This is a genomic window from Ruminococcus albus 7 = DSM 20455 (assembly GCF_000179635.2).
Lineage (GTDB): Bacteria > Bacillota > Clostridia > Oscillospirales > Ruminococcaceae > Hominimerdicola > Hominimerdicola alba.
This window is the reverse complement of record NC_014833.1, coordinates 2,441,512-2,464,177: the sequence shown is the minus strand read 5'-3', so window position 1 is coordinate 2,464,177 and position 22,666 is coordinate 2,441,512. Positions and strand designations below refer to the sequence as shown.

General features: G+C 43.7%; 23 protein-coding genes. All 23 read left to right on the top strand.

Annotation, left to right across the window (positions count from 1 at the left end; all coding sequences use genetic code 11):
• The first annotated feature begins 122 nt into the window (after window positions 1-122).
• The 23 genes from RUMAL_RS11140 (at window position 123) to RUMAL_RS11035 (ending at window position 22,655) form a co-directional block, all read left to right on the top strand.
• On the top strand, window positions 123-1,037 hold the full coding sequence (locus RUMAL_RS11140; RefSeq protein ID WP_013498843.1) for a pectinesterase family protein: 915 nt from the start codon (window positions 123-125) through the stop codon (window positions 1,035-1,037).
• 77 nt (window positions 1,038-1,114) lie between these two features.
• Window positions 1,115-1,864: an AraC family transcriptional regulator gene (locus tag RUMAL_RS11135; RefSeq protein WP_013498842.1), complete on the top strand. Its 750-nt coding sequence runs from the start codon at window positions 1,115-1,117 to the stop codon at window positions 1,862-1,864.
• Between the two features lie 4 nt (window positions 1,865-1,868).
• On the top strand, window positions 1,869-3,086 hold the full coding sequence (locus RUMAL_RS11130) for an NAD(P)-dependent oxidoreductase (protein WP_013498841.1): 1,218 nt from the start codon (window positions 1,869-1,871) through the stop codon (window positions 3,084-3,086).
• A gap of 328 nt (window positions 3,087-3,414) precedes the next feature.
• Window positions 3,415-4,020, top strand: coding sequence for a hypothetical protein (locus RUMAL_RS11125; RefSeq protein WP_013498840.1), 606 nt, complete (start codon window positions 3,415-3,417; stop codon window positions 4,018-4,020).
• 20 nt (window positions 4,021-4,040) lie between these two features.
• Window positions 4,041-5,105: an ABC transporter permease gene (locus RUMAL_RS11120; protein ID WP_013498839.1), complete on the top strand. Its 1,065-nt coding sequence runs from the start codon at window positions 4,041-4,043 to the stop codon at window positions 5,103-5,105.
• A 12-nt stretch (window positions 5,106-5,117) separates the two neighbouring features.
• Window positions 5,118-6,014 carry a carbohydrate ABC transporter permease gene (locus RUMAL_RS11115; protein WP_013498838.1) on the top strand — a complete coding sequence of 299 codons (897 nt, stop codon included), beginning with the start codon at window positions 5,118-5,120 and terminating at the stop codon, window positions 6,012-6,014.
• 187 nt (window positions 6,015-6,201) lie between these two features.
• On the top strand, window positions 6,202-7,947 hold the full coding sequence (locus RUMAL_RS11110) for a type 2 periplasmic-binding domain-containing protein (RefSeq protein WP_013498837.1): 1,746 nt from the start codon (window positions 6,202-6,204) through the stop codon (window positions 7,945-7,947).
• Window positions 7,948-8,157: 210 nt separating this feature from the next.
• Window positions 8,158-8,358, top strand: a complete 201-nt coding sequence (locus RUMAL_RS20790; RefSeq protein WP_013498836.1) for a hypothetical protein — start codon at window positions 8,158-8,160, stop codon at window positions 8,356-8,358.
• Window positions 8,359-8,491: 133 nt separating this feature from the next.
• Window positions 8,492-9,088, top strand: a complete 597-nt coding sequence (locus RUMAL_RS11105; protein WP_013498835.1) for a hypothetical protein — start codon at window positions 8,492-8,494, stop codon at window positions 9,086-9,088.
• A gap of 1 nt (window position 9,089) precedes the next feature.
• Entirely contained in the window at window positions 9,090-9,584 is a 495-nt protein-coding gene (locus RUMAL_RS11100) for a hypothetical protein (RefSeq protein WP_013498834.1), read from the top strand.
• Between the two features lie 12 nt (window positions 9,585-9,596).
• Window positions 9,597-10,655 (top strand): ABC transporter ATP-binding protein, encoded by a 1,059-nt coding sequence (locus RUMAL_RS11095; RefSeq protein WP_013498833.1) that lies wholly within the window; start codon window positions 9,597-9,599, stop codon window positions 10,653-10,655.
• A 19-nt stretch (window positions 10,656-10,674) separates the two neighbouring features.
• Entirely contained in the window at window positions 10,675-11,247 is a 573-nt protein-coding gene (locus tag RUMAL_RS11090; protein ID WP_013498832.1) for a hypothetical protein, read from the top strand.
• A 25-nt stretch (window positions 11,248-11,272) separates the two neighbouring features.
• Window positions 11,273-11,920, top strand: coding sequence for a hypothetical protein (locus RUMAL_RS11085; protein WP_013498831.1), 648 nt, complete (start codon window positions 11,273-11,275; stop codon window positions 11,918-11,920).
• 1 nt (window position 11,921) lies between these two features.
• Window positions 11,922-13,463 carry a glycoside hydrolase family 28 protein gene (locus tag RUMAL_RS11080; RefSeq protein WP_013498830.1) on the top strand — a complete coding sequence of 514 codons (1,542 nt, stop codon included), beginning with the start codon at window positions 11,922-11,924 and terminating at the stop codon, window positions 13,461-13,463.
• A complete protein-coding gene (locus RUMAL_RS11075; RefSeq protein ID WP_013498829.1) occupies window positions 13,460-14,602 on the top strand; it encodes a glycoside hydrolase family 88/105 protein in 1,143 nt (380 codons plus the stop codon). Before RUMAL_RS11080 ends, RUMAL_RS11075 begins: the two co-directional genes overlap by 4 nt.
• A 14-nt stretch (window positions 14,603-14,616) precedes the next feature.
• On the top strand, window positions 14,617-16,023 hold the full coding sequence (locus RUMAL_RS11070) for a family 4 glycosyl hydrolase (RefSeq protein WP_013498828.1): 1,407 nt from the start codon (window positions 14,617-14,619) through the stop codon (window positions 16,021-16,023).
• Window positions 16,017-17,015 carry an AEC family transporter gene (locus tag RUMAL_RS11065; RefSeq protein ID WP_013498827.1) on the top strand — a complete coding sequence of 333 codons (999 nt, stop codon included), beginning with the start codon at window positions 16,017-16,019 and terminating at the stop codon, window positions 17,013-17,015. Before RUMAL_RS11070 ends, RUMAL_RS11065 begins: the two co-directional genes overlap by 7 nt.
• A 27-nt stretch (window positions 17,016-17,042) precedes the next feature.
• On the top strand, window positions 17,043-17,798 hold the full coding sequence (gene kduD, locus RUMAL_RS11060) for a 2-dehydro-3-deoxy-D-gluconate 5-dehydrogenase KduD (RefSeq protein WP_013498826.1): 756 nt from the start codon (window positions 17,043-17,045) through the stop codon (window positions 17,796-17,798).
• 16 nt (window positions 17,799-17,814) lie between these two features.
• Window positions 17,815-18,789 carry a bifunctional 4-hydroxy-2-oxoglutarate aldolase/2-dehydro-3-deoxy-phosphogluconate aldolase gene (locus RUMAL_RS11055; protein WP_013498825.1) on the top strand — a complete coding sequence of 325 codons (975 nt, stop codon included), beginning with the start codon at window positions 17,815-17,817 and terminating at the stop codon, window positions 18,787-18,789.
• Between the two features lie 13 nt (window positions 18,790-18,802).
• On the top strand, window positions 18,803-19,834 hold the full coding sequence (locus tag RUMAL_RS11050) for a sugar kinase (RefSeq protein ID WP_013498824.1): 1,032 nt from the start codon (window positions 18,803-18,805) through the stop codon (window positions 19,832-19,834).
• Window positions 19,831-20,664 carry a sugar phosphate isomerase/epimerase family protein gene (locus tag RUMAL_RS11045; protein WP_013498823.1) on the top strand — a complete coding sequence of 278 codons (834 nt, stop codon included), beginning with the start codon at window positions 19,831-19,833 and terminating at the stop codon, window positions 20,662-20,664. The genes RUMAL_RS11050 and RUMAL_RS11045 overlap by 4 nt, the downstream gene beginning before the upstream one ends.
• A gap of 18 nt (window positions 20,665-20,682) precedes the next feature.
• Window positions 20,683-21,519 (top strand): 5-dehydro-4-deoxy-D-glucuronate isomerase, encoded by an 837-nt coding sequence (gene kduI, locus RUMAL_RS11040; RefSeq protein ID WP_013498822.1) that lies wholly within the window; start codon window positions 20,683-20,685, stop codon window positions 21,517-21,519.
• A 32-nt stretch (window positions 21,520-21,551) separates the two neighbouring features.
• Complete coding sequence (locus tag RUMAL_RS11035) at window positions 21,552-22,655, top strand: ABC transporter ATP-binding protein (RefSeq protein ID WP_013498821.1); 1,104 nt, start codon at window positions 21,552-21,554, stop codon at window positions 22,653-22,655.
• Window positions 22,656-22,666: the final 11 nt, after the last annotated feature.

Here is a 22,666-nt window from a genome sequence, read left to right as displayed (position 1 = left end):
AGAAAAATTATAGAAATGGAACTGTAAATACTGTAATATTATACCATGATCCATAAGTTTATGGATTGTTCGGATCTTGGCAGAACGGACACATATCCGTTTTGACCTGTAAGGAGTTAGCGATGAATGTTGTAAAATTATCATCTGACATGAGCATTTCCAAGGCGATCAGATCGGCTGAAAAGGGTACGCGGTTTATACTTGCACCCGGTACATATCGAGAGAAGATCGAGATAACTGTGCCTGATATCGAAATAGTTGGTGATATTGCCGGAGAAACAAAGATAGTATGGGATGACTATGCAACCAAGCCGGATGAAAAAGGGGTAGAATACAACACGTTCAGGACATATACAGTCGCTGTGCTGGCTCCGCGGGTGACTTTCCGCAATATCACAGTTGAAAATGATGCCCTTTATCCCGAGATAAAGGGTCAGGAGGTCGCACTTACTGTGTGTGCCGACGGCTTCAGGGCTTATAACTGCCGTTTTATCTCAACTCAGGATACTGTGTTCTGCGGACCGCTGCCATCAGATCTGATAATCAGATATTACGGCTTTCTGAAAAGCACGCTTCGTGCAGGCGGTACCATGAGGCAGATATTCAGGGACTGTTTTATCGCAGGTAATGTGGATTTTATATTCGGCTGTGCCACCGCTCTCTTTGACAGATGTGAGATCCATTCTGTTTATGACGTAAGAGGGCATGGGTTCACAGCAGCACCTGCACATGGATATGAACAAAAGGTTGGTTTCGTGTTCAATGAGTGCATATTTACCTGTGAAGATAAAGTTCCGGATGGCTCTGTCTATCTTGCCCGCCCGTGGAGAGATCACGGTAAGTGTACGTTTATTGATTGTACATACGGCAGACATATCGCTGCGGCAGGCTTCGACAGCTGGAACGACTCGGGCAGGGATAAGACTGCCAGATTTGCTGAGTACGGTCGTATCCCGTCGGACCGTGTTCCGTGGAGCACTGTTATCGGTGATGATGAGATGAGGCAGCTTTTGAAAGCTTTTGATCAGGAGGTGTAAGGCTCAGTTGTCAGCACGCCCGTGTTAAGGGCACGGAAAATAAGGTGTAATGTAAAGTGTATTTTTGGAGGAAAGTCATGAACAGTATAGTGTATGCAGGTAAGCACCTGATCACTTTTTCTACCAAGCAGCATAGTCATACTGAGTGGGAGCTTGTATACTGTACAAGCGGTCAGGGGCAATTTGAATTCAAGGAAACAGTTCTAAAATACGGAGAGGGAGATATAGTTCTGATCCCCCCTCAGATGCTTCATACTAATTTCAGCGAGGAAGGTTTTACTAATATCCATATCCATATCGCAGATGCGACTTTTCATTTAAAGGAGCCGCTTATCCTTACTGATGACAGTGATAAACATATCCTTTCTGCTTTCAGGGATGCATTCTATTTCTTCAACAGTGATATCGAAAGCAAGCAGCTTATCATAGGTGCACTCGGAAATCTTATAGTCAATTATGTAAACGCTTTCAAAAATGTAAAACCCATGCATGGGATAGTTGATGAGATAAAGAATAATATCATGCAGAATTTCAGCGATCCTGATTACAGGCTTGACAGATATCTCAGAACAGTTCCTTTCAGCTATGATTATCTGAGAAAGCTTTTCAAAAGTGAGATGGGTATGACACCCCATGATTATCTTACAGGTCTGAGGATACAGATGGCTGAAAAGCTTCTGTGTTCAACGGAGAGTCTTGAGCAGAATATTTCAGAGATAGCATATATCTGCGGATATTCTGATTCGCTCTATTTTTCAAGAGTTTTCAAAAAATACTTCGGATGCTCTCCTAAGAAATATGCTAATCAGATAAGGAAGGAAAGGTGATAATATGGCATTCAATATCATAACCGAAGCTAGACGATGTCTTAACTGTAAAAATCCCGGATGTAAAAAGGGATGCCCTATAAGTACGCCTATACCGGATGTTATTAGAACCTTTCTTGATGGTGATATAGATAAGGCTGGCGGTATGCTTTTTGAGAATAATCCTCTCAGCGTTATATGCTCTCTGATATGCAATCACGATAATCAGTGTGAGGGTAATTGTGTTCTCGGACGCAAGGGCTCTCCTGTGCATTTCAGCGATATTGAGAATTATATCAGTGATACTTATTTTGATAAGCTTCAGTTCGGTGAGATCAAAAAGAACAATATCCATGTAGGTGTCATCGGCGGAGGTCCTGCAGGTATTACCATAGCTATACTTCTTGCTCAGCGCGGATATAACATAACGTTATTTGAATCACGTGAGAAGATAGGCGGAGTACTTCGCTATGGTATACCGGAGTTCAGACTTCCTAAGCAATTGCTGGAGAGGTATAAAAAGCTCATGATTTCCCTGGGTATAAAAATACGTCCGAATACCTCCATCGGTACCACCATAACCATTGATGATCTTTTCCGTGACGGCTACAAGGCTATATTCATAGGTACCGGAGTCTGGAAACCGAATACTCTGCATATCAAAGGTGAAAGCCTTGGAAATGTGCATTTTGCAATAAACTACCTTACCAATCCCGATGTTTATACTTTGGGCGAAACGCTTAATGTTATCGGCGCAGGCAACTCTGCTATGGATGTTGCACGTACTGCACTGAGACACGGATGCAAAAAGGTTACAGTATTCTCAAGATCGGAAAAACTTGCTGCCAGCGTAACAGAAGTCGAGTACGCTAAATTTGACGGTGTGGATTTCGTTATGGGAGTAGAGCCTGTTGAGATAACTGATAACGGAACAATATTTGTAAGTGTTGAAAAGGATGAGGAAGGAAACAGGAAGCGTATCGAGGGCAGTGAAAAACTGTATCCTGCAGATTCGACTATTATCGCTGTATCGCAAGGTCCTCGCGACAGGATAGTTTCTACCACAACAGGTCTTGATGTTACCGACAGGGGACTCCTCGTAACCAATACTTACGGAAAGACTACCAGAGATGGTATTTTTGCTGCAGGTGATGTTGTACGCGGTGCGAGAACTGTAGTTGAAGCCGTAAATTACTCAAAACAAGTGGCAGATACTATGGACGAATATCTGAGAAGTCTGTAGAAAATGGATAATAACGTACATGGGTTTTGTAAACTGTGCTGATTTGTGAATATACGCAGCAACACTCATTAATTGCGACGATGCTGTTTATATGCTCATAAATTGCCTTTTTTAGTCAAAAGCTGCATTATAGACTGTCAAAGTACACAATGATAAACCTCGTTGTGTATTGTATTTGTGGAAATTTTTCAGGGTAAATATCTTAAATAATTATCCATATTATCCGTATCGTCCATAAATATATCTTATTTTGTGATGTACTTTTCAATGATTATAAGTTAAAATAATTAAGCAGAAAGACAACTGCACCATAAAAGGAATGATGATAATGAATTTATCGTTGAAACAATACAGGACCATAGATCTTGTGATCATGCTTATGTTGCTGGTCGTTTCAGAAGCGCTGATAGGTGCTGCAGCAAGGTCGTGGTTTCCCGATGAGCTTTATGTTCTTTCGCCGACTATCGCCATTGTTTGTATCGTTATGATGCGTTGGGGAGGCTACGCTGCACTTCACGCACTCGGAGGAGGACTTACACTGTGTGCTGTGTCCGGTGCGGGATTAAGACAGACGGCTGTCTACTGTATAGGCAACTGTTTTGCACTGGCGGCGATGTTCTTTTTCAAAGCGTTCGGCAAAGAAAAAGTCAGAACAAAGACTTCACTTTCGCTTCTCTTTACCGCATCTGCTTTTTTTGCTGCTCAGGCAGGAAGAACAGCTGCAGGTATCGTGTTTGGCGGCTCGGCGGGAGATATTGTAAGATTTATATTGACAGATTCACTTTCGCTGGTTTTCGCAGTCGTAACTGTACAGCTGACCCGCAGGCTCGATGGCATTTTTGAGGATCAGGTTTCTTATCTGATCCGCACTCAGTCAGAACGCAGGAGAAGTCAGATGCTTGATCAGACAGACAGCGGGTACGGTGATATTTGATATCAGGGAGGTTAAAAATAATGACAAACAAAGCTACCGACTTTTTGATATTTGATGAAGAAAGCGGAACTTATAAGGAAGACCCTGAGCAGGCAGTAAGGGATGATGTTGAAAAACATTACTGGAAAAATGTTATCCGCACTGTTTTGAAGGACTGGCGCTTGTATCTTATGCTCGTGCCGATGATACTGGTTTTCCTTCTGTGGAGATACTTCCCGATGTATGAATTGTTGGGAAGTTTCAAACTGACAGAGGATGCAAAAACTGTTTCGGAGCAGTATTACTCAGGTTTTTCCTATTTCAGGACACTGCTTATCGGCAAGGGTAACGCCGAGCTTTCGACACAGTTCTGGCGGGCTTTCAGGAATACGTTCCTTCTTAGCTTCTACGGTCTGGTATTCGGTTTCCCTATGCCCATACTGATAGCGCTGTTTTTCAACGAGATCCGTTCAAATATAGCAAGAAGTATCTATCAGGTACTTACATATCTGCCGAAGTTCATGTCGACAGTCGTTATGACATCCCTTGTGATGATGCTTGTAAAGCAGGGCTCGGATACATCAGGTATGCAGCCCGGTGTAATTGCACATATGCTTTCCGGTCTGGGACTTATATCAGCGGATACAGCCTATGCAGGTATGTTAAACGATCCCAAATTTTTCAGAGCTATATATCAGATAAGCGGTATATGGGAAAGTGCAGGCTATGACAGTATCGTATTCTTTGCCGCAATAATCGCCATATCACCCACCAGTTATGAGGCTGCGCAGATCGACGGCGCTAACAAGCTGGCTCAGATGAGATATGTTGTACTTCCTTCGATACTTTCGACCATAGTCATCATGCTCATCACAAGGATCGGCTCACTTCTGAATATCGGTTACGAAAAAGTGCTGCTGCTTTATAATCCCAATACCTATGTTACAGCCGATGTTGTATCAACATTCGCTCAGCGTAACGGTATCGCGGGTTCCCTTAAAGGCCTGGCTTCCGCAGCCGAGATGATGAACAATATAATCGGAATGCTGCTTGTTATAGGAGCTAATACCATCTCACGCAAGGCATCCGATGTATCACTTTACTAAAGAGGTTGCTTTATGAGAAGAAAACTTGAGATGTCAGAGCTTATATTCAAGCTGTTGAGTTATCTGCTGCTGACGATGTTTGCAGTCGGATGTCTGTATCCGTTCATTTATACCATATCTTCTGCTATAAGCGGATATGCTGAAGTAAGAGATTCAAAGATAGTGCTTTTCCCTAAGAATACGCAGTTCGATGCGTTCAAGGATGTATTCAGCGACAATGTATTCTGGAATGCTTATACTAATACTCTTTTCCTTACCTTCTACGGTACACTGTGGGAAATGATGCTCTCAATATTCGGAGCGTATGCCCTTTCTAAGAAAAGACTACTTTTCAGAAAGACCTTCAACTTCTTCCTGGTATTCACAATGTGGTTCAGCGCAGGTCTTGTACCTCAGTATCTGAACTACCTTGCAACCAAGCGAGTATTCCAGGGTGTAGGTATAGTCGATGACAAATGGCTCGTCGTTATTGCCATGGGTATGCAGGCTATGAATATCATTCTTCTGCGAAACGCCTTTGAGGGTGTTCCCTCCGAGATAGAAGAGGCAGCCATCGTTGACGGTGCTACCGAGCTTCAGGTGCTTTGGAGAGTTTATCTGCCAATGAGCAAATCCATACTTGCGACAGTCGCTCTGTTCTTCGGTATTTCAAGATGGAACGGTTACTTCTGGGCAAGACAGATGATCTCCAGTCCTAACGAACAGCCGCTGCAGGTATATATGAGACTTCGTCTGGAGGAATACTCAGACCCCGAGCTCACTACTAACTGGCAGCTGAGCCATAACTATGCACCTGATTCGGTAATATATGCACTTATCGTATGCTCGATAATACCCATACTTGTGATATACCCGTTCATTCAGAAATATTTTGCCAAGGGCGTTAACGTCGGCGGCGTGAAGGAATAATTAAGAAGTGCCGTAAATACGGCGAATAATATGACAGTTGCCTATCTCCAAAAAACTCAGATGATACTCGAGCGGGCAGTAAGATATCTGCCATTGTATTTGATATTTACTGCCGCCGGGCTTTGTCTGGTGTTGTGTGAGAAAGGTGATATATAATTAATGATATGATTTAAGGAGGATGACCATTATGAACATCAAGAAGCTTTCAGCGTTAGTTCTCTCACTTACCGTTGCAGCTGCTTCTCTTGCAGCCTGCGGAAGCTCCGCTAAAAACAGCAAAAACGGAGGAAATAAGCCTGACGGTTCTGCTCAGGAGCTTACAATTGCAGAGGGAACTGTACTGCGTATGGCGTGCGGCTACAACAGCGATAAGACCGGTATGAGCTTCACAGCTGAGCTTGCAGGCGAGGGTATAACTCTTGCTGACGGAAAAACCTATAATTCAGGCGATCTGAAGCCTACCTGGCAGACTATTGAACAGCTCCTCGGTATCAAGATCGAGGATAAGTATCAGGGTAACGGTGCTGCTGATGAGTATCAGTACTGGGATGCTCAGATGGATCAGATAGATATGCTCAGCGGAACAGCTACTCTTCTTTCGGAGAACGGTCAGCAGGGCAAACTTGTAAATCTTGCAAATTATCTTGATTCTATGCCGAACTTCAAGGCTTATCTTGAGCAGAATCCTATCGTAAGACTTTCTATCACAGGTGCTGCTGCAGGACCTAACGCAGGTGCTATATATTTTGCGCCTTACTTTGACGGTGTAAATGATATTGAACGTATGCCTCTGATGAGAACGGACTGGGTAGAGAAGCTTCTCAATGGTTCAGGTGAGTTCACTGCTGATAAGAGCAATAAGACTGCAGCTCCTGTATATACACCTTTTATGCCTACTTCCGGCAGTGTTGATGTTGATGTTGTTAAGCCTGACGGTTCTGCTTCTGAGACCATAAGCAAGAATTATGATGCTTATGGCAATATAGTTGATAAGATGAATGCAGCAGGTGCTGTTGATGGCGTTACCGCTGTAAATATGCTGCGTGAGTATATTGATAAGACCTATGATGGTTACTACGGTGAGAACCGTGCAGATCTGTTCATCGGACAGAATGCAGCATGGGATGTTGATGAGCTGGTAGCTCTGCTGCGTTGCGTTAAGGCAAATCCCCAGACTTTAAATGGTACTGACAATGTTCAGGGCCTGTTCTCCCGTGAGGATTCAAACAATCAGCGCCGTGTTGATATGTACCGTTTTGCAGGTTCTCTGTTCGGTGTACGCGGTATGGAATCAAGACTTGATTATCTCTATGTAGGTAATGATAACGAGCTGCACGATTCCAGAGTTGAACCCCAGACTTATGAAGCACTGTCTAAGATGCATGATATGGCTTCCGAGGGTCTGATCTCTCAGGCATTCATAAATCAGGAGGATGTTAATTCCGAGAAGTACCTTACAGACGATAACGGCTTCATGCACTATGACTATAACCAGACACAGACCGCATACAATGCAACTGCTCTTGATAATGCATCAGGTGAGAAGTATATGGCAGTAATGGTGCCTGTTTCCCGCTGGAATGACGGCGAGGAGAAGTATATGAGATTCACTGAGTCATGGCGTTCTGTAAAGGTCGATGGCTGGGGAATTTCTGTTGCAGGTGTAGGCGATGATACAAATAAGCTCAATGCTTGTCTGAAGCTCATTGACTATGCTTACAGCCCCGAGGGTCAGATACTCATGTCCTATGGTCCTGATGATTTCATCAAGCATGATGATTCAGGCAAAATAGAGATGTTCACATTCAACGGTAACGACTGGCCTGTTATTTCTGATGCTTCCTATGATGATCTCTGGAAGCTCCAGAACGGTAATTATACCAACTATGCACGTTACTATATCGGTTCAACTATCAGCTTTGTAAAGAGCTAGGCATTTGAGTATCAGTGTACTCATGATGTAGGCAAGGAAGGTGCAGGACACATTTCCAATGCGATCGCACTTGGTACAGTTAAGCACCCTGAGCTGGCACTTTCTGAAAACCCATGGTACACATCCGTACCTACTGTACTCCCTCAGGAAAATGCTGAGATCGATGCTATAAATGAGCTGACAGCTCTTAGTGCTACCGGACAGTTCGGTATGGCTAAGGATCAGGTCAACCTGTATGTAGATATTATTGCCAAGGGCTTTACCGGTGAATCCGGTAAGGATGCAGCTTCTACTGCTGAAAAGGTATCCAATGCAGTCGCTGACGGCGGCTGGGGCGGTTCTACTTACCTTACCCGCAGAAATGAAGCATGGCACAGACTTCTTGATTTCTACAAAGGCCTCAATGGCTGATATTTGATAACGTCAACTACCTAACACCACCCTTTAAGGTATCGGTCGGTATGTCACAGTTTTATTACAGCTGTGACATTGCCGTTCCGGCCATGATAGGGAATAATAGCAGACGACATAAAGGAAGGTCCTTATGTACAAAAAACAGATGACATTACAAAAGATCGTATGTATGATGGCTATAGTAGCCTCAGCACTTGTATTCGTTAGTTCGCTGGGACTGTCTACCGATCTGTATGATGCCTTGTCCAGAACGATACTCTATCCCGATTATGATCTGGATGCAACGTCCGTTCAGGGCTCAAGAGTATACTATGATATGTTCGGCTTCAATGCTGCTTTCACAAAGGCGAGCATCGTGCTGATCATCATAAATGTATTATTGTTTTTAACTAACACACATACCCGCAGAAAGTACTATATCGGTAATTATACCGCTACAGGACTGTCTGTTGCAGCTTCGGCAGGTATGGCTGCATGGAGTATTCCGAATATTGCAGCATTCAAGTCCCGTTTTCAGAATGAGGTCGATTTTACTGCACTGAAAGAGTTCTCAAAGGACTGGGGCACACTGTATATCGGTCCGGAAGATACATTCTGGTTTGATCTTACATACGGTATTCTGGGATTTTTATTATTTACTGCCTGTCTGCTGATCGTAAATCTGGTATTCAAGATCAAGGTCATGAAAGCAGAACAGATGGCACTTGCCAGCGGAAGGAGTGTATGAGATGCCAGTAAAGAACATTCCATCGGTCGAAAAGGATCGTTTGCGTTTCACAAAAAATAAACTTTCCGCTGATCTTATACTTGGTGCCATAGCTGTAAATGCCCTGTATTTTGTAAGCATATACGGAAGCGATGTCGGCAACTGGTATTACAAGCTTTTTATAGGCGGTTCAATAGTATATAACCTGATCTTTATGCTGTTTGCATTTCTTTCCTCCGAAGGAGTAAAGGGCTACAAGATGAGCTATGCTGTTGTTTCGATCTTTCTCGGAGCACTACAGATAGTACGTATCTTCCTGCTGCCCATGAAAGCACATAATGCACCAAGTCCGGTTGTAGGTGCCGATGGTTCTACTGTTATGTCAGGCGGACAGTTCAGGTATGTTACGATATGTCTGTGTGTATCGGCTGCACTTCTTGTTGCGGCAGGTATCATAGGGATCATAAAAACAAAAACTCTGAGCAGCTATCAGGCGCTGCTTGATGAAGAAGGATAAGAGGTAGCTGCGATGAGCGATCTTAAATTACAACATCTTGAAAAGATCTATGACAACAAGGTACAGGCTGTATATGACTTCGACCTTGATGTAAAAGACGGTGAGCTTATAGTACTGGTAGGACCTTCGGGCTGCGGTAAATCCACTACTCTGCGTATGGTGGCCGGTCTTGAAGATATATCAAAGGGTAAGCTCCTTATCGACGGCAAGGACGTTACACGTATGCCGCCCAAGGACCGTGATATCGCAATGGTCTTTCAGAATTACGCGCTTTACGGACATATGACCATTTATGAGAATATGGCTTTCTCACTTATGCTGCGTAAAGAAAATAAAAATGAGATACATCAGAAAGTGCTTGCTGCTGCGGAGATACTTGATCTTACCAGCCAACTCAACAAAAAGCCCTCACAGCTTTCGGGCGGTCAGCGTCAGAGAGTTGCCATGGGCAGAGCTATAGTACGTAAGCCAAAGGTTTTCCTGTTTGACGAACCATTGTCAAACCTTGATGCAAAACTCAGAAGTGCAACACGTAGAGAGATACTTCTCCTCCACAAAAGGTTGAATGCCACTATGCTATATGTGACCCATGACCAGACCGAAGCCCTGACACTTGCTGACAGGATCGTCTGTATGTCCATGGGTCATGTACAGCAGATAGGTACACCGCTGGAGCTGTATGATACTCCCGCTAATCTCTTCGTAGCAAGCTTTATCGGTCTGCCCCCCATGAACCTGTTCGATGTCGTTATCAAGAACGGTCAGGCAGTCAGCAGTGATATTTGCGTAAAGCTTACTGATGAAGAAACTGAAATGCTTTCAGCTTATGAAGGTATAACCGTTACTATGGGCGTTCGTCCCGAAAATGTAGTTGAGGGCGGCAATATAACAGTGGATGTCATTTCAAATGAGAACCTTGGTTATAATACCCTCGTTAACGGTATGGCTGGCAAACACAAGATAACCTGTAAGTTCCGTGAATGGTGCAATTACAAGTTAGGTGATAAGGTAAATGTTTCATTCAATAAGAAGCATTTCTTTGATAAAGAAACTACAATGGCGATAAGATGAGATCAAGGAGGTAAGGAAGATGTCCGTTAAAAAAATGAGGACAAACAGACGCGGTCCCAAGGAGTTCCTTCGCAAGTCGATGGTATCCCTCAAGCGTTCACCGCAGACCATACCGCTTCTGTCACTTGTTGCAGGGTTTCTTATCTATTCCCTGAATCTGTCGTCAATAGCTGATACAACAGCAAGGATAAACGGTGCCAATATGGGACAGTGCGAATTTATTGCTATGCTGTTTTCTATACTTGCATTCGTTGTATTCCTGAGAACATTCCCGAGAAGAAAAAAAGCTGATAAGGTCATGCTTTGTCTTTTGTTTGCTATGCTTGGTTCGCTGATCTTCGTTGACAGTATTTATATGAAACGTATAGTAAATGCAACTACCAGGGAAAATAATCCCATAGTTATCAATAATTCTTCTATGTATATAAATACTGCCCAGACAGTAGTATCCCTGCATATAATCCTTATATGTGTTACTCTTGGTCTGCTGATCCTTCTTCCGGTTTATTCAAAACTTTTAAGAAAGATCAGGACTTCTGTAGACGTTGAAGATAACGGAAGTATGAAAGCACTTGATATCACAGGCGACTGAGATGTATGATTAAGGAATGATCGTTATGGCAGATAATAAGCATAATAAAGATAATATTTCTTCCTACGGTAATTATAAGCTGAAAAAGAACGCCGTAGACAGACTTCTTGATGCAAAGAAAGCACCTGAGGTTTCATATTCCGAGATACGAAAATATACTTCAGATAAGAAGTTCAGTATCCCTTCATGGCTGAAGATAATATTTATCAAGTTCTGGTTTGCAGGTGCAGTTTGCTATTTTATCCTGTGGGGACTTGGTATATATGTACACGGTCTAGATCTGCTTGCAGTGCTTGCTATAGCATCGGGTCTTGCAAACGATCTGATGGTCAACAAGCTGCTGAGAGGCTTTGAACCGCGTGAACGAGAATACGACAGATGGATGATGGTGACGGTACGAAAATACTGGTCGCTGTTTATCAATGTTCTGTATTCGGGCATTGTAATATACTGTGTATTCAGAACATACTTCGCTTTGAATGTACTACTCGGAGTAGATGCGAATGCAGATGCATCCGCTGCTCAGAGTATGCTGGGTGTTGAACCCTTATTGTTCGGATTATTATATCTGGGCTTTGATATGCTGTTTATAACGATCAAAAATACTTTTATAAAGATATTTCAGGATGCAGGTGCTAAAGCTTCCTGCACAAATACCGGAGGGCAGGGATAAAATGATAAATACTATATTCATAGGCTCTGTAAGTGCCTGCTTCGAGATCGATAACGATCTTGCATATCACAGTAAGGAAAAATATACTGTATGTCTTGACGGCAAGGCTCTTTTTGAATCAGATACGAATGTATTTTCTGTGTTTGATCTTATGCCCGACAGGGAGTATGTTCTTGAAATATCCGGTGAAGATCCGGTAACATTCAGGACAGCTAAGGAATCCTGCGCTGTTAGTGTCAGGGATTTCGGTGCAAAGGGTGACGGTTTCAGCGATGACACTGTTAGCATCCAGACTGCAATAAATTGTCTGCCGAATAACGGAAGGCTGTATTTCCCCGAGGGCGTATATCTTACTGCGCCGATCGTCCTGAAAAGTCATATCACTCTCGATATCTCTGAAAAAGCGAAACTTCTTGGCTTGCCGGATCAGTCAGCATATAATGTGATACCCGGTACAGCCAAGGATATCATTACCGGAGAAGATATACATTTCGGCACATGGGAGGGTAATGCAGTACCCATGCATCAGGCTCTCATTTTTGCTGAATATGCTGAGGATATAAGGATCGTCGGCAGAGGTGTGATAGACGGAAACGCTGAGGCAGGCGGTTGGTGGGAGAACGTCAAGGAAAGAAATATCCCAAGACCAAGACTTCTGTTTTTCAACCGCTGCAAGCTGATCACCGTACACGGTATAACTGTATGTAATGCAGCTTCCTGGCAGATACATCCGTACTTTTCATCCTATCTGCATTTTCTCGATCTTGATATCACTGCTCCTAAGGATAGTCCCAATACCGATGCCCTCGATCCCGAAGCCTGCGATAATGTTTGGATATCAGGCTGCAGATTCAGTGTCGGTGATGACTGCATAGCTATCAAGTCAGGAAAGATTGATATCGGCAGAAAATTCAAACAGCCTGCTGAGAACCATAATATCAGGAATTGTCTTATGCAGTTCGGTCATGGAGCTGTCACCCTTGGCAGCGAAATGGCAGGCGGAGTAAGAAATCTGACGGTTGAACGCTGCATCTTTGATCATACAGATCGCGGACTCAGGATCAAGACACGCCGCGGCAGAGGAAAGGACGCTGTCATAGACGGAGTGCTTTTTGAAAAGATGAAAATGAACGGTGTGCTTACACCTATAGTAATAAATATGTGGTATAACTGCTGTGATCCCGACAGGTATTCCGAGTATAATACTACCCGTGAGAAGCTGCCTGTTGATGACAGAACTCCGTATCTCGGTAAATTTACTTTCCGTGATATGGAATGCCTGGATTGCAGTGTTGCTGCCTGCTACTGTGACGGTCTGCCGGAAATGCCTATCAGTGAGATAAATGTTGAGGATATACATTTTACATTTGCTGATGATGCTCGCCCCGGTATACCTGCCATGAAGAACAATGCAGTAGAGATGTGCAAGGCAGGAATGTATTTTGATAATGTAGATAAGCTTTCTATAAAGAATGTAACCATTGATGGCTGCATCGGAGATAAACTTATCGTTGGAAATGTGGGGGAGCTTATAAAGGAATGACAGGTGATAAGATGTATTCCGATATTGAAAAATATATAAAAAGACTCGCCATGGGTTCTACTCCCGAAAAACCTCTGTGGAATATCGAGAGTATCCGTCAGGGAAAGCCCGCATACTGGAATTATATAGACGGCTGCATGATGACTGCTCTCTTAAATGCTTCCGAAATAATGAATGAGCCTTTCTATCTGGATTTCTGTGAACGCTTCATAGATCACTATATCGGTGAAGACGGTACACCTCTCGGTTATTCAAAAGATAAGTATAATCTTGATGATATCAACGAGGGCAGAGTTCTGTTTGATCTGTACAGGCTCACAGGCAAGGAGAAGTATAAAAAAGCTATCATGCTTCTGAGAGATCAGCTTAAAGATCAGCCGCGTACTGATACAGGTAATTTCTGGCACAAAAAGATCTACCCCGATCAGATATGGCTTGACGGAATATATATGGCTCAAGTGTTCTATGTCAGGTACGAGAAGGAGTTCGGCAGCAAGGACTATTCTGATACAATGGAACAGATCAGGAATGTTCGTCGTTATATGTTCGATGAAGATAAGGGACTGCTGTGTCACGGCCTTGATCGTTCCAAAAAAGCTTTCTGGGCAGACAAGGAAACAGGAAAGTCTCAGAATTGCTGGCTTAGGGCAACAGGATGGTTCACTGTAGCGCTTGCTGATATCATAGAATATATCGACAATGATGAATACAAGTCTGAACTCAGTGATATATTCCGCGAAGTCATTGGTGGTATTGCCCGTTATGTTGATGAAAAGACCGGTATGTACTATCAGGTCGTTGATCAGGGTGACAAAAACGGTAATTATCTCGAAACAAGCGGAAGCAGTATGATAGCTTATGCTATGATGAAGGGTGCAAGACTTGGTGTACTTGACAGCTCATATTCAGATATGGGCAGAAAGACCTTTGATGGTATATGCGATAAGTATTTGAAGATAAGTCCCACAGGAGAATTTGATCTCGGAGGTATATGCCTTGTTGCAGGGCTTGGTCCCGAGGATAACCGAAGACGTGACGGAAGCTTTGAATACTATATCTCAGAACCTGTGGTAGAAAATGATGCAAAAGGTGTAGCTCCTTTCATACTGTGCTATACCGAGGTTAGAAGATCAATTTAAGGGAAGTAATAAAATTGAAAACAATAAAAATAGCTTATATCGGCGGCGGTTCTAAAATGTGGGCAAGGGTGTTTATGAATGATCTTGCTCTCACTGAAGGTCTTGGTGGAGAGATAGCTCTTTATGATATTGACTTTGAAGCAGCTGAACTTAACAGGCGTATAGGTGAAAAGATAAATGCCTGCAATGATACAATAACGAAGTGGGATTATAAGGTATATCCTGATATCGGCAGTGCCCTTGACGGCGCTGACTTTGTGATATGCTCCATACTTCCGGGTACATTTGATGAGATGGAGTATGATGTTCATCTCCCTGAAAAATATGGAATATATCAATCGGTCGGTGATACTGTCGGACCGGGCGGTGTTCTTCGTGCTATGCGTACAGTCCCGATATATGAAGGCTTCGCTAAGGCGATCAAGAAATATTGTCCGGATGCATGGGTGATTAATCTGACTAATCCCATGACAGCCTGCACAAAGACACTTTACGATGTTTTCCCGGAGATCAAAGCCTTTGGCTGCTGTCACGAGGTATTCCATGCACAGGAGTTCCTTTGCTGTGTAGTAAGTGATATGCTGGTTATTCCAAGACCTTCCAGACAGGAGATCAATATTGATGCCTGCGGTGTAAATCATTTTACCTGGATCACCGAAGCTAACTATAAAGGCACAGATCTTTTCAGTCTGCTCCCCGCATTCATAGATAAATACTACGAGAGCGGTTACTGCGAGCGTGAGGGAGTAGCACCTGATGGTTTTAAGAATGATCCGTTTTTGTACGGCAACAAAGTCAAGATGGATCTGTTCAGGCGCTTTGGTATACTGGCAGCTGCAGGTGACAGGCACCTTGTTGAATTCATGAACAGTGCCTGGTACATAAAGGATAAGGCTTCTGTGGACAAATGGCTTTATCATCTTACTGAGGTAAGCTATCGTAAAAAGGATATGGCTGAAAAGATAGCTCGTTCACATCGTCTTGCTGATGGTACGGAAAGCATCAGTCTGAACCGCAGTGATGAAGAAGTAGTAGAGCTTATGAAGGCACTGCTTGGTTTGATACCGCCCAAGGTATCAAATGCAAATGTCCCGAATGTTGGACAGATGCCGCAAATGCCTTTGGGTTCAGTCGTTGAGACAAACTGTGTATTCTCGCATAACAGCCTGAAGCCCATAACATCAAGAAAGCTTCCCGAGGATGTAAGCGCGCTTGTCCTTCGCAACGCATTGAATATCGAGAATACTTACTATGGTATAAAGAACCGTGATCTGAACAGATTGTTTGAGGCTTTCATAGCTCAGCCGCTTTGCAGTGCTCTTTCTATAACTGAAGCACGTGAACTGTTCAGCAGCATGGTTGACGGTACAAGGTATTATCTTGAACCATGGTTTTCTGATAAAGAGCTGACACTATGCTAGATGCTTTTGCATTTTCTGCTAACGCTGTATTGCCCATAGTTTTCCTGATCGTACTCGGATATCTGTTCAAACGCTCGGGGCTGCTTACAACAGAGTTCCTGAATGTGGGAAATAAACTGGTTTTCAGAGTTCTCCTCCCGGTAATGCTGTTTCTGAATGTTTACAGTATCGAACGTATAAGAGATGTAAATATCGGTTTCATTATATATGGTGTTGCGGCAGTGTTTGCTGTATTTTTCCTTGGAATAGCAGTCGGCTGTATGATCACAAGGGAAAACGCAAAGCGCGGGGCGCTGATACAGGCTGTATTTCGTTCTAATTATGCTATAATCGGTATACCTCTCGCGGCATCACTTTTTGGTGAAAAGGGTGCAGCAGCGGCAGGTGTCATGTCGGCGTTTTGTGTCCCCTTGTTCAATATCCTTAGTGTGATAACACTTACTGTTTTTGGTAAAAAGGATGACAGGAAAAGACCTGATCTTATGGGGATACTCAGGGATATCATCAGAAATCCCCTTATTATCGGAACATTTTCGGGGCTTGCCGTGCTTGCTGTTCGTGAGGTATTAGTTAAGAACGGAATATCTTTCCGTCTGAATGATATCTCGGTTGTATTCAGGACACTAGAAACACTGAAGTCTATGTGTACCCCTCTGGCACTTATCGTGCTGGGAGGAAAGTTTGAATTCAGGACGGCTGCCAGATTGAAACGTGAGATAATTTTAGGTACATTGATAAGAACACTGGCTGTTCCCATACTTGGTTTAGGAACTGCATATTTCCTGGGTGAAAGACTTCATCTTGGCGGAGAGCATTTTGCTTCATACGTAGGCGTGTTTGCCACACCTGTTGCAGTGGCTTCCGCTGTAATGGCGAAGGAGATGGGTGCAGATGAAGAACTTGCAGGTCAGCTGGTGATATGGACTACACTTGCGGGCACGTTCACTATATTTATATATGTGACCATTCTTCGCAGTGTTGGTATATTCTGATAAATATATATTACGGAGGTAATTGTTATGATACTTGATATGTTCAGCCTTGCCGGAAAGGTTGCTGTCGTTACAGGCAGTGATACCGGTCTTGGTCAAGGTATTTCAAAGGCTTTTGTTGAAGCAGGTGCTAAGGTGCTCGGAGTTTCCAGATCACCCAGCACAAAAACACAGGAGCTTCTCGGTGAGGAGAACTTTAAGTATATCACTGCCGATCTTTCATCTCTTGATGCTGTAAGTGATATAATCGGTACCGCAGTCAAGGAGTTTGGCAAGCTGGATATACTTGTTAATAACGCAGGTATCATCAAGCGCGAGGATAGCATAGATTTCTCAGTCGAGAACTGGGATCTTGTCATGAACGTAAACTGCCGCACACTTTTCTTCCTGTCGCAGGCTGCCGCAAAGCAGTTTATCAGACAGGGAAGCGGCGGTAAGATCATTTCGATCGCTAGTATGCTTTCGTATCAGGGTGGTATAAGAGTACCAAGCTATACAGCAAGTAAATCTGCTGTAAAGGGTATCACCATGACAATGTCAAATGAGTGGGCTAAGTACGGTATAAACGTCAATGCCATCGCCCCCGGTTATATGGCTACAAATAATACTCAGGCTCTGCGTGAGGACGCTGACCGCAGTGCTGCTATACTCGAAAGGATACCAGCCGGAAGATGGGGCACACCTGATGACCTTATGGGAGCAGCAGTGTTCCTTGCATCTTCTGCAAGTGATTATGTCAACGGTTATACCCTTGCGGTAGACGGCGGCTGGCTTGGTAGATAAATTAGGGGAGGTAAATATGATGGATAATAAAGAATTTCTTGAACAGCTTGAATGCACAGGTATCGTACCTGTTATAAAGCTTGAAAACACAGCTGATGCTGTCAATCTTGCAAAGGCTCTGTATGAGGGCGGTATACACTGTGCAGAGGTTACGTTCCGTGCAGAGGGCGCTGATAAGGTCATCGCAGATATGGTCAAGGCTTATCCCGATATGCTGGTCGGTGCTGGTACAGTGCTTACTGTTGAACAGTGTGACAGAGCAATAGATGCAGGTGCTAAATTCTGCGTTGCTCCCGGTCTTAATCCAAAGGTCGTTGAGCATTGTCTGTCAAGAGGCATACCATTTGTACCGGGTGTTGCCAATGGATCCCAGATAGAACAGGCTATTGAGCTCGGACTTGATTTTGTCAAGTTCTTCCCCGCAGAACAGGCAGGCGGTCTGCCCTATATCAAAGCAGTTTCCGCTCCCTATTCTAATATGAAGTTCATGCCTACAGGCGGAGTGAATGAGAATAACCTCAATACATATCTTGCATTTAAAAAGATCGTATGCTGCGGCGGAAGCTGGATAGTTCCCGATAAGCTCGTTAAGGAAGGCAGATGGTCTGAGATAACCGATCTTTGCCGTTCAGCTGTAAATAAGATGCTGGGATTCTCTCTTGCTCACATCGGTATCAACTGCGACAGTGAATCTGATGCACTTAATGTTTCTTCAGCTTTTGAAGATATGTTCGGCTGGGCACAGAAGAACGGAAACAGCAGCGTATTTGCTGGCAGTGCCGTTGAGTGTATGAAGTCGCCTTTCAAGGGCAGCAAGGGACATATCGCAGTATCCGTAAACAGTGTGCGCAGGGCTGTATATCAGCTTTCACATAAGGGCATAGAGGCTGATATGTCTACAGCTAAATACGATGCTGACGGCAGACTTACAGTAGTATATCTCAAAAACGAGTTCGGCGGATTTGCCGTACATCTTGTTGAAAAGAAGTAAGGAGCGATGAGTAATGGCTAAGATAGTAACTATGGGTGAGATAATGCTCAGGCTTTCCACCTCAAATAACGAAAAATTTATTCAGGCTGATGAATTTGATGTAAACTACGGCGGCGGTGAGGCAAACGTTGCTGTATCACTGGCAAATTATGGCCACGATGCAGAGTTTATAACTGCAGTTCCCGATAACCCTATTGGTGCGTGCGCTGTGGCAGCACTTAGAAAGTACGGTGTAAAGACCGATAATATAGCTAAGTGCGGTGAAAGACTGGGTATCTATTTCCTGGAGACAGGTGCATCTATGAGAGCTTCAAATGTTGTATATGACAGAGCTCATTCTTCCATAGCAACAGCTACAGCTTCTAATTTTGATTTTGATAAGATATTTGCTGATGCTGACTGGTTCCATTTCACAGGTATTACTCCTGCTATATCTGATCTTGCAGCAGAAGTTACAGAGGAAGCACTTAAAGCAGCAAAGAAGCATGGTGTTACTGTATCTGTAGACCTCAACTTCCGTAAGAAGCTCTGGACCTCCGAAAAAGCTCAGAAGGTCATGACAAACCTCATGCAGTACGTAGATGTATGTATCGGCAACGAGGAGGACGCTGAAAAGGTCCTTGGCTTCAAACCGGGTGAAACCGATGTTACTAAGGGCGAGCTTGAGCTTGCCGGTTACGTTGATATATTCAATCGTATGATAGACAAGTTTGGTTTCAAGTACGTTATATCTTCTCTCCGCGAGAGCCATTCTGCATCTGATAATGACTGGTCTGCCTGCATAATGGACGGAAGCACCAGAGAATTCTATCATTCCAGAAAGTACCATATCAAGCCCATCGTTGACCGTGTGGGCGGCGGAGATTCCTTCGCAGGCGGACTTATCTGCGGACTGAATGACGGCAGGAATTTCAAGTCTGCACTTGAATTTGCAGTTGCAGCTTCTGCACTGAAGCACACTATCCCCGGTGACTTCAATCTTGTTACCCGTGCTGAGGTAGAGAGCCTCATGGGCGGTGACGCTTCCGGCAGAGTTCAGAGATGATGAAGCTTAATATCCGCGCTCATGACTTAGGTGTAAAAGGTGAGCAGAATATAGTTTCAAGGCTTGATGAGCTTGGTCTTGACGGCGTACAGCTTGTTACGTATAAGTGCCTTGAAGATGTAAGCTATACTCCTGCTTCCATGTCACCTGAGCGTGCACAGCAGCTGAATGATGTCTTCCGTACAGCGGGAAAGAATATCCCGCTTATCGGAGCCTACTTCAATCCTGTTCACCCTGATGTGAGCAAGATACAAAACGGTATGGATGTCTTCAAGGATCATCTCAGGCTTGCTAAAAGCTTAGGCTGTGATATCGTGGGTTCCGAGACCGGCTCATATAATGGTGATAAATGGACATATCATCCTGATAACCGTACCGACAAGGCTTGTCGTAGAGTTATAGAAGCTTTTGGTGAATTATGTTCGTATGCCGGTGAGCTTGGTGTTAATGTGGGCATGGAGGGTGCCTTCGGTCATGTATGCTATGATGTAAGTACCCTTGACAAAGTCATTAAAGCCATAGGCAGCCCAAACATAAGGATAATTTTTGATCTGTACAATTACTTGGATATTTCTAATATTGACAGGATGTATGATATCCTTGATGAAGGCTTACAGACCTTTGGCGACAGGATATGTGTTTTCCACATAAAAGACTGTGTTATTGCTGACGGTACGCTCAGACAGTGCGGAGTCGGCAATGGCATATTTGATTATGACCGTATCATTTCAGAGATAAGAAAAGTAGTTCCTGATGCTGAACTTGTTCTTGAAGGTACAACGGGTGATGATATCCCGTTTGCAGTAAAACATCTGAAAGATAGAATTTAAATTAGGAGAGTGAAGGTTATGAAACTTGATATAAGATACAGCAATCACCCAGATGATTCTAAGCACTATGATACTAATGAGCTGCGCAGTAATTATCTGATCGAGGATATATTCATAGCAGATGAGATATCCCTTACTTATTCGCATCAGGATAGAATGATCGCAGGCGGTGCTATGCCTGTGAACGGAGCGCTCGCACTCGGCAGCACAAAGGAACTTGGAACAGATTATTTCCTCGAAAGACGTGAGATGGGTATCATCAATGTTGGCGGTAAGGGTACAGTTACACTTGACGGTAAGGAATATGTTCTTGACTACAAGGACGGTCTTTATATCGGTATGGGTACTAAGGAAATATCCTTCACTTCTGATGATGCTGAAAAGCCTGCAAAATTCTATATCAATTCAAGTCCTGCACATCAGACTTATCCTACGGTATATATCACCAAGGAAAAGGCTAATCATATACCTCTCGGCTCTCCCGAAAACCTGAATAAGCGAGTAGTAAATCAGTATATCCATCCTGCTGTATGCAAGTCCTGCCAGCTTTCAATGGGTATGACAGAGCTGGATAAGACAAGCTCATGGAATACTATGCCTTCTCATACTCATGAGAGAAGAATGGAAGTATATTTCTATTTTGAGCTTGAAGATGATAACGTGGTATTCCACATGATGGGTCAGCCCCAAGAAACACGTCATATCATCATGCATAATGAGCAGGCAGTCATCAGCCCCAGCTGGTCAATTCACAGCGGTACAGCTACAAGTAATTATACATTCATCTGGGGTATGTGCGGTGAGAACCAGACATATGATGATATGGACAACATCAGCAATCTTGACCTGAAATGACCTGATACCGATCGAAAGGCGTGGGATTAGATATGGCATATTTAACATTGCGAGGGATCAATAAGATCTATCCGAACGGATTTCATGCCGTTCATGATTTTAATCTTGAGATAAATAAAGGCGAGTTCATAGTTTTTGTAGGCTCGTCAGGATGCGGAAAGTCCACTACACTGCGTATGATCGCAGGTCTTGAGAATATCAGTAAGGGCGATTTTCTCATAGACGGTGAGAGGGCTAATGAAATGGGTCCGCGTGATCGCGGAGTTGCTATGGTGTTCCAGAGCTACGCTCTCTACCCTCATATGACAGTATACGATAATCTGGCATTCGGTCTGATGCTACAGGGCGTTGATGATGACGTTATAGATGAAAAGGTCAGATCTACGGCAGATATTCTCGGACTGTCCGATTATCTGGATAGACTTCCTCGTGAGCTCTCAGGCGGTCAGCGACAGAGAGTTGCAGTCGGACGTGCGATAATCCGTAAGGTCGATATTTTCCTTATGGATGAGCCGCTTTCCAATCTTGATGCAAAGCAGCGTGTTACAATGCGTTCCGAGATAACTCAGATACATCGCCAGACAGGTGCTACTACCATATATGTTACCCATGACCAGACTGAAGCCATGACTATGGCTGACAGGATAGTAGTTATGAAAAACGGCTATATCCAGCAGGTAGGCACTCCGTATGAACTGTATTTTTCTCCTGTAAATATGTTCGTTGCAGGCTTCATAGGTGAGCCTCCCATGAACTTTATTGAGAGCAGGGTGGAAAACGGAAAGCTTCCTTTGCAGAATAATACTATCGACCTTGAAAAATGTGTCGATAAGGATATACTTGAAAGTTTAGAGGGCAGGGAAGTTGTATTAGGTTTCCGTCCTGAAGCTGTTAAGCTTGCAGAGAGAAATGTACCGGAAAATTGTTATCATATGACATCAGTAGTTGAACTGGTGGAACTGCTTGGAGATAATACAAATGTGTATGTGGATATCTACAACGGCAACAGCATACTTAAAGTAGATCCACATGTATCTCCTGAAAGCGGAGAGGGATTTGATTTTTATCTGCCCTATGAGAGCGTTTATCTGTTCGACAAGCAGACCGAGAAACGCATAAAACTGAGAAATAAATGAGGCGGTCGCTA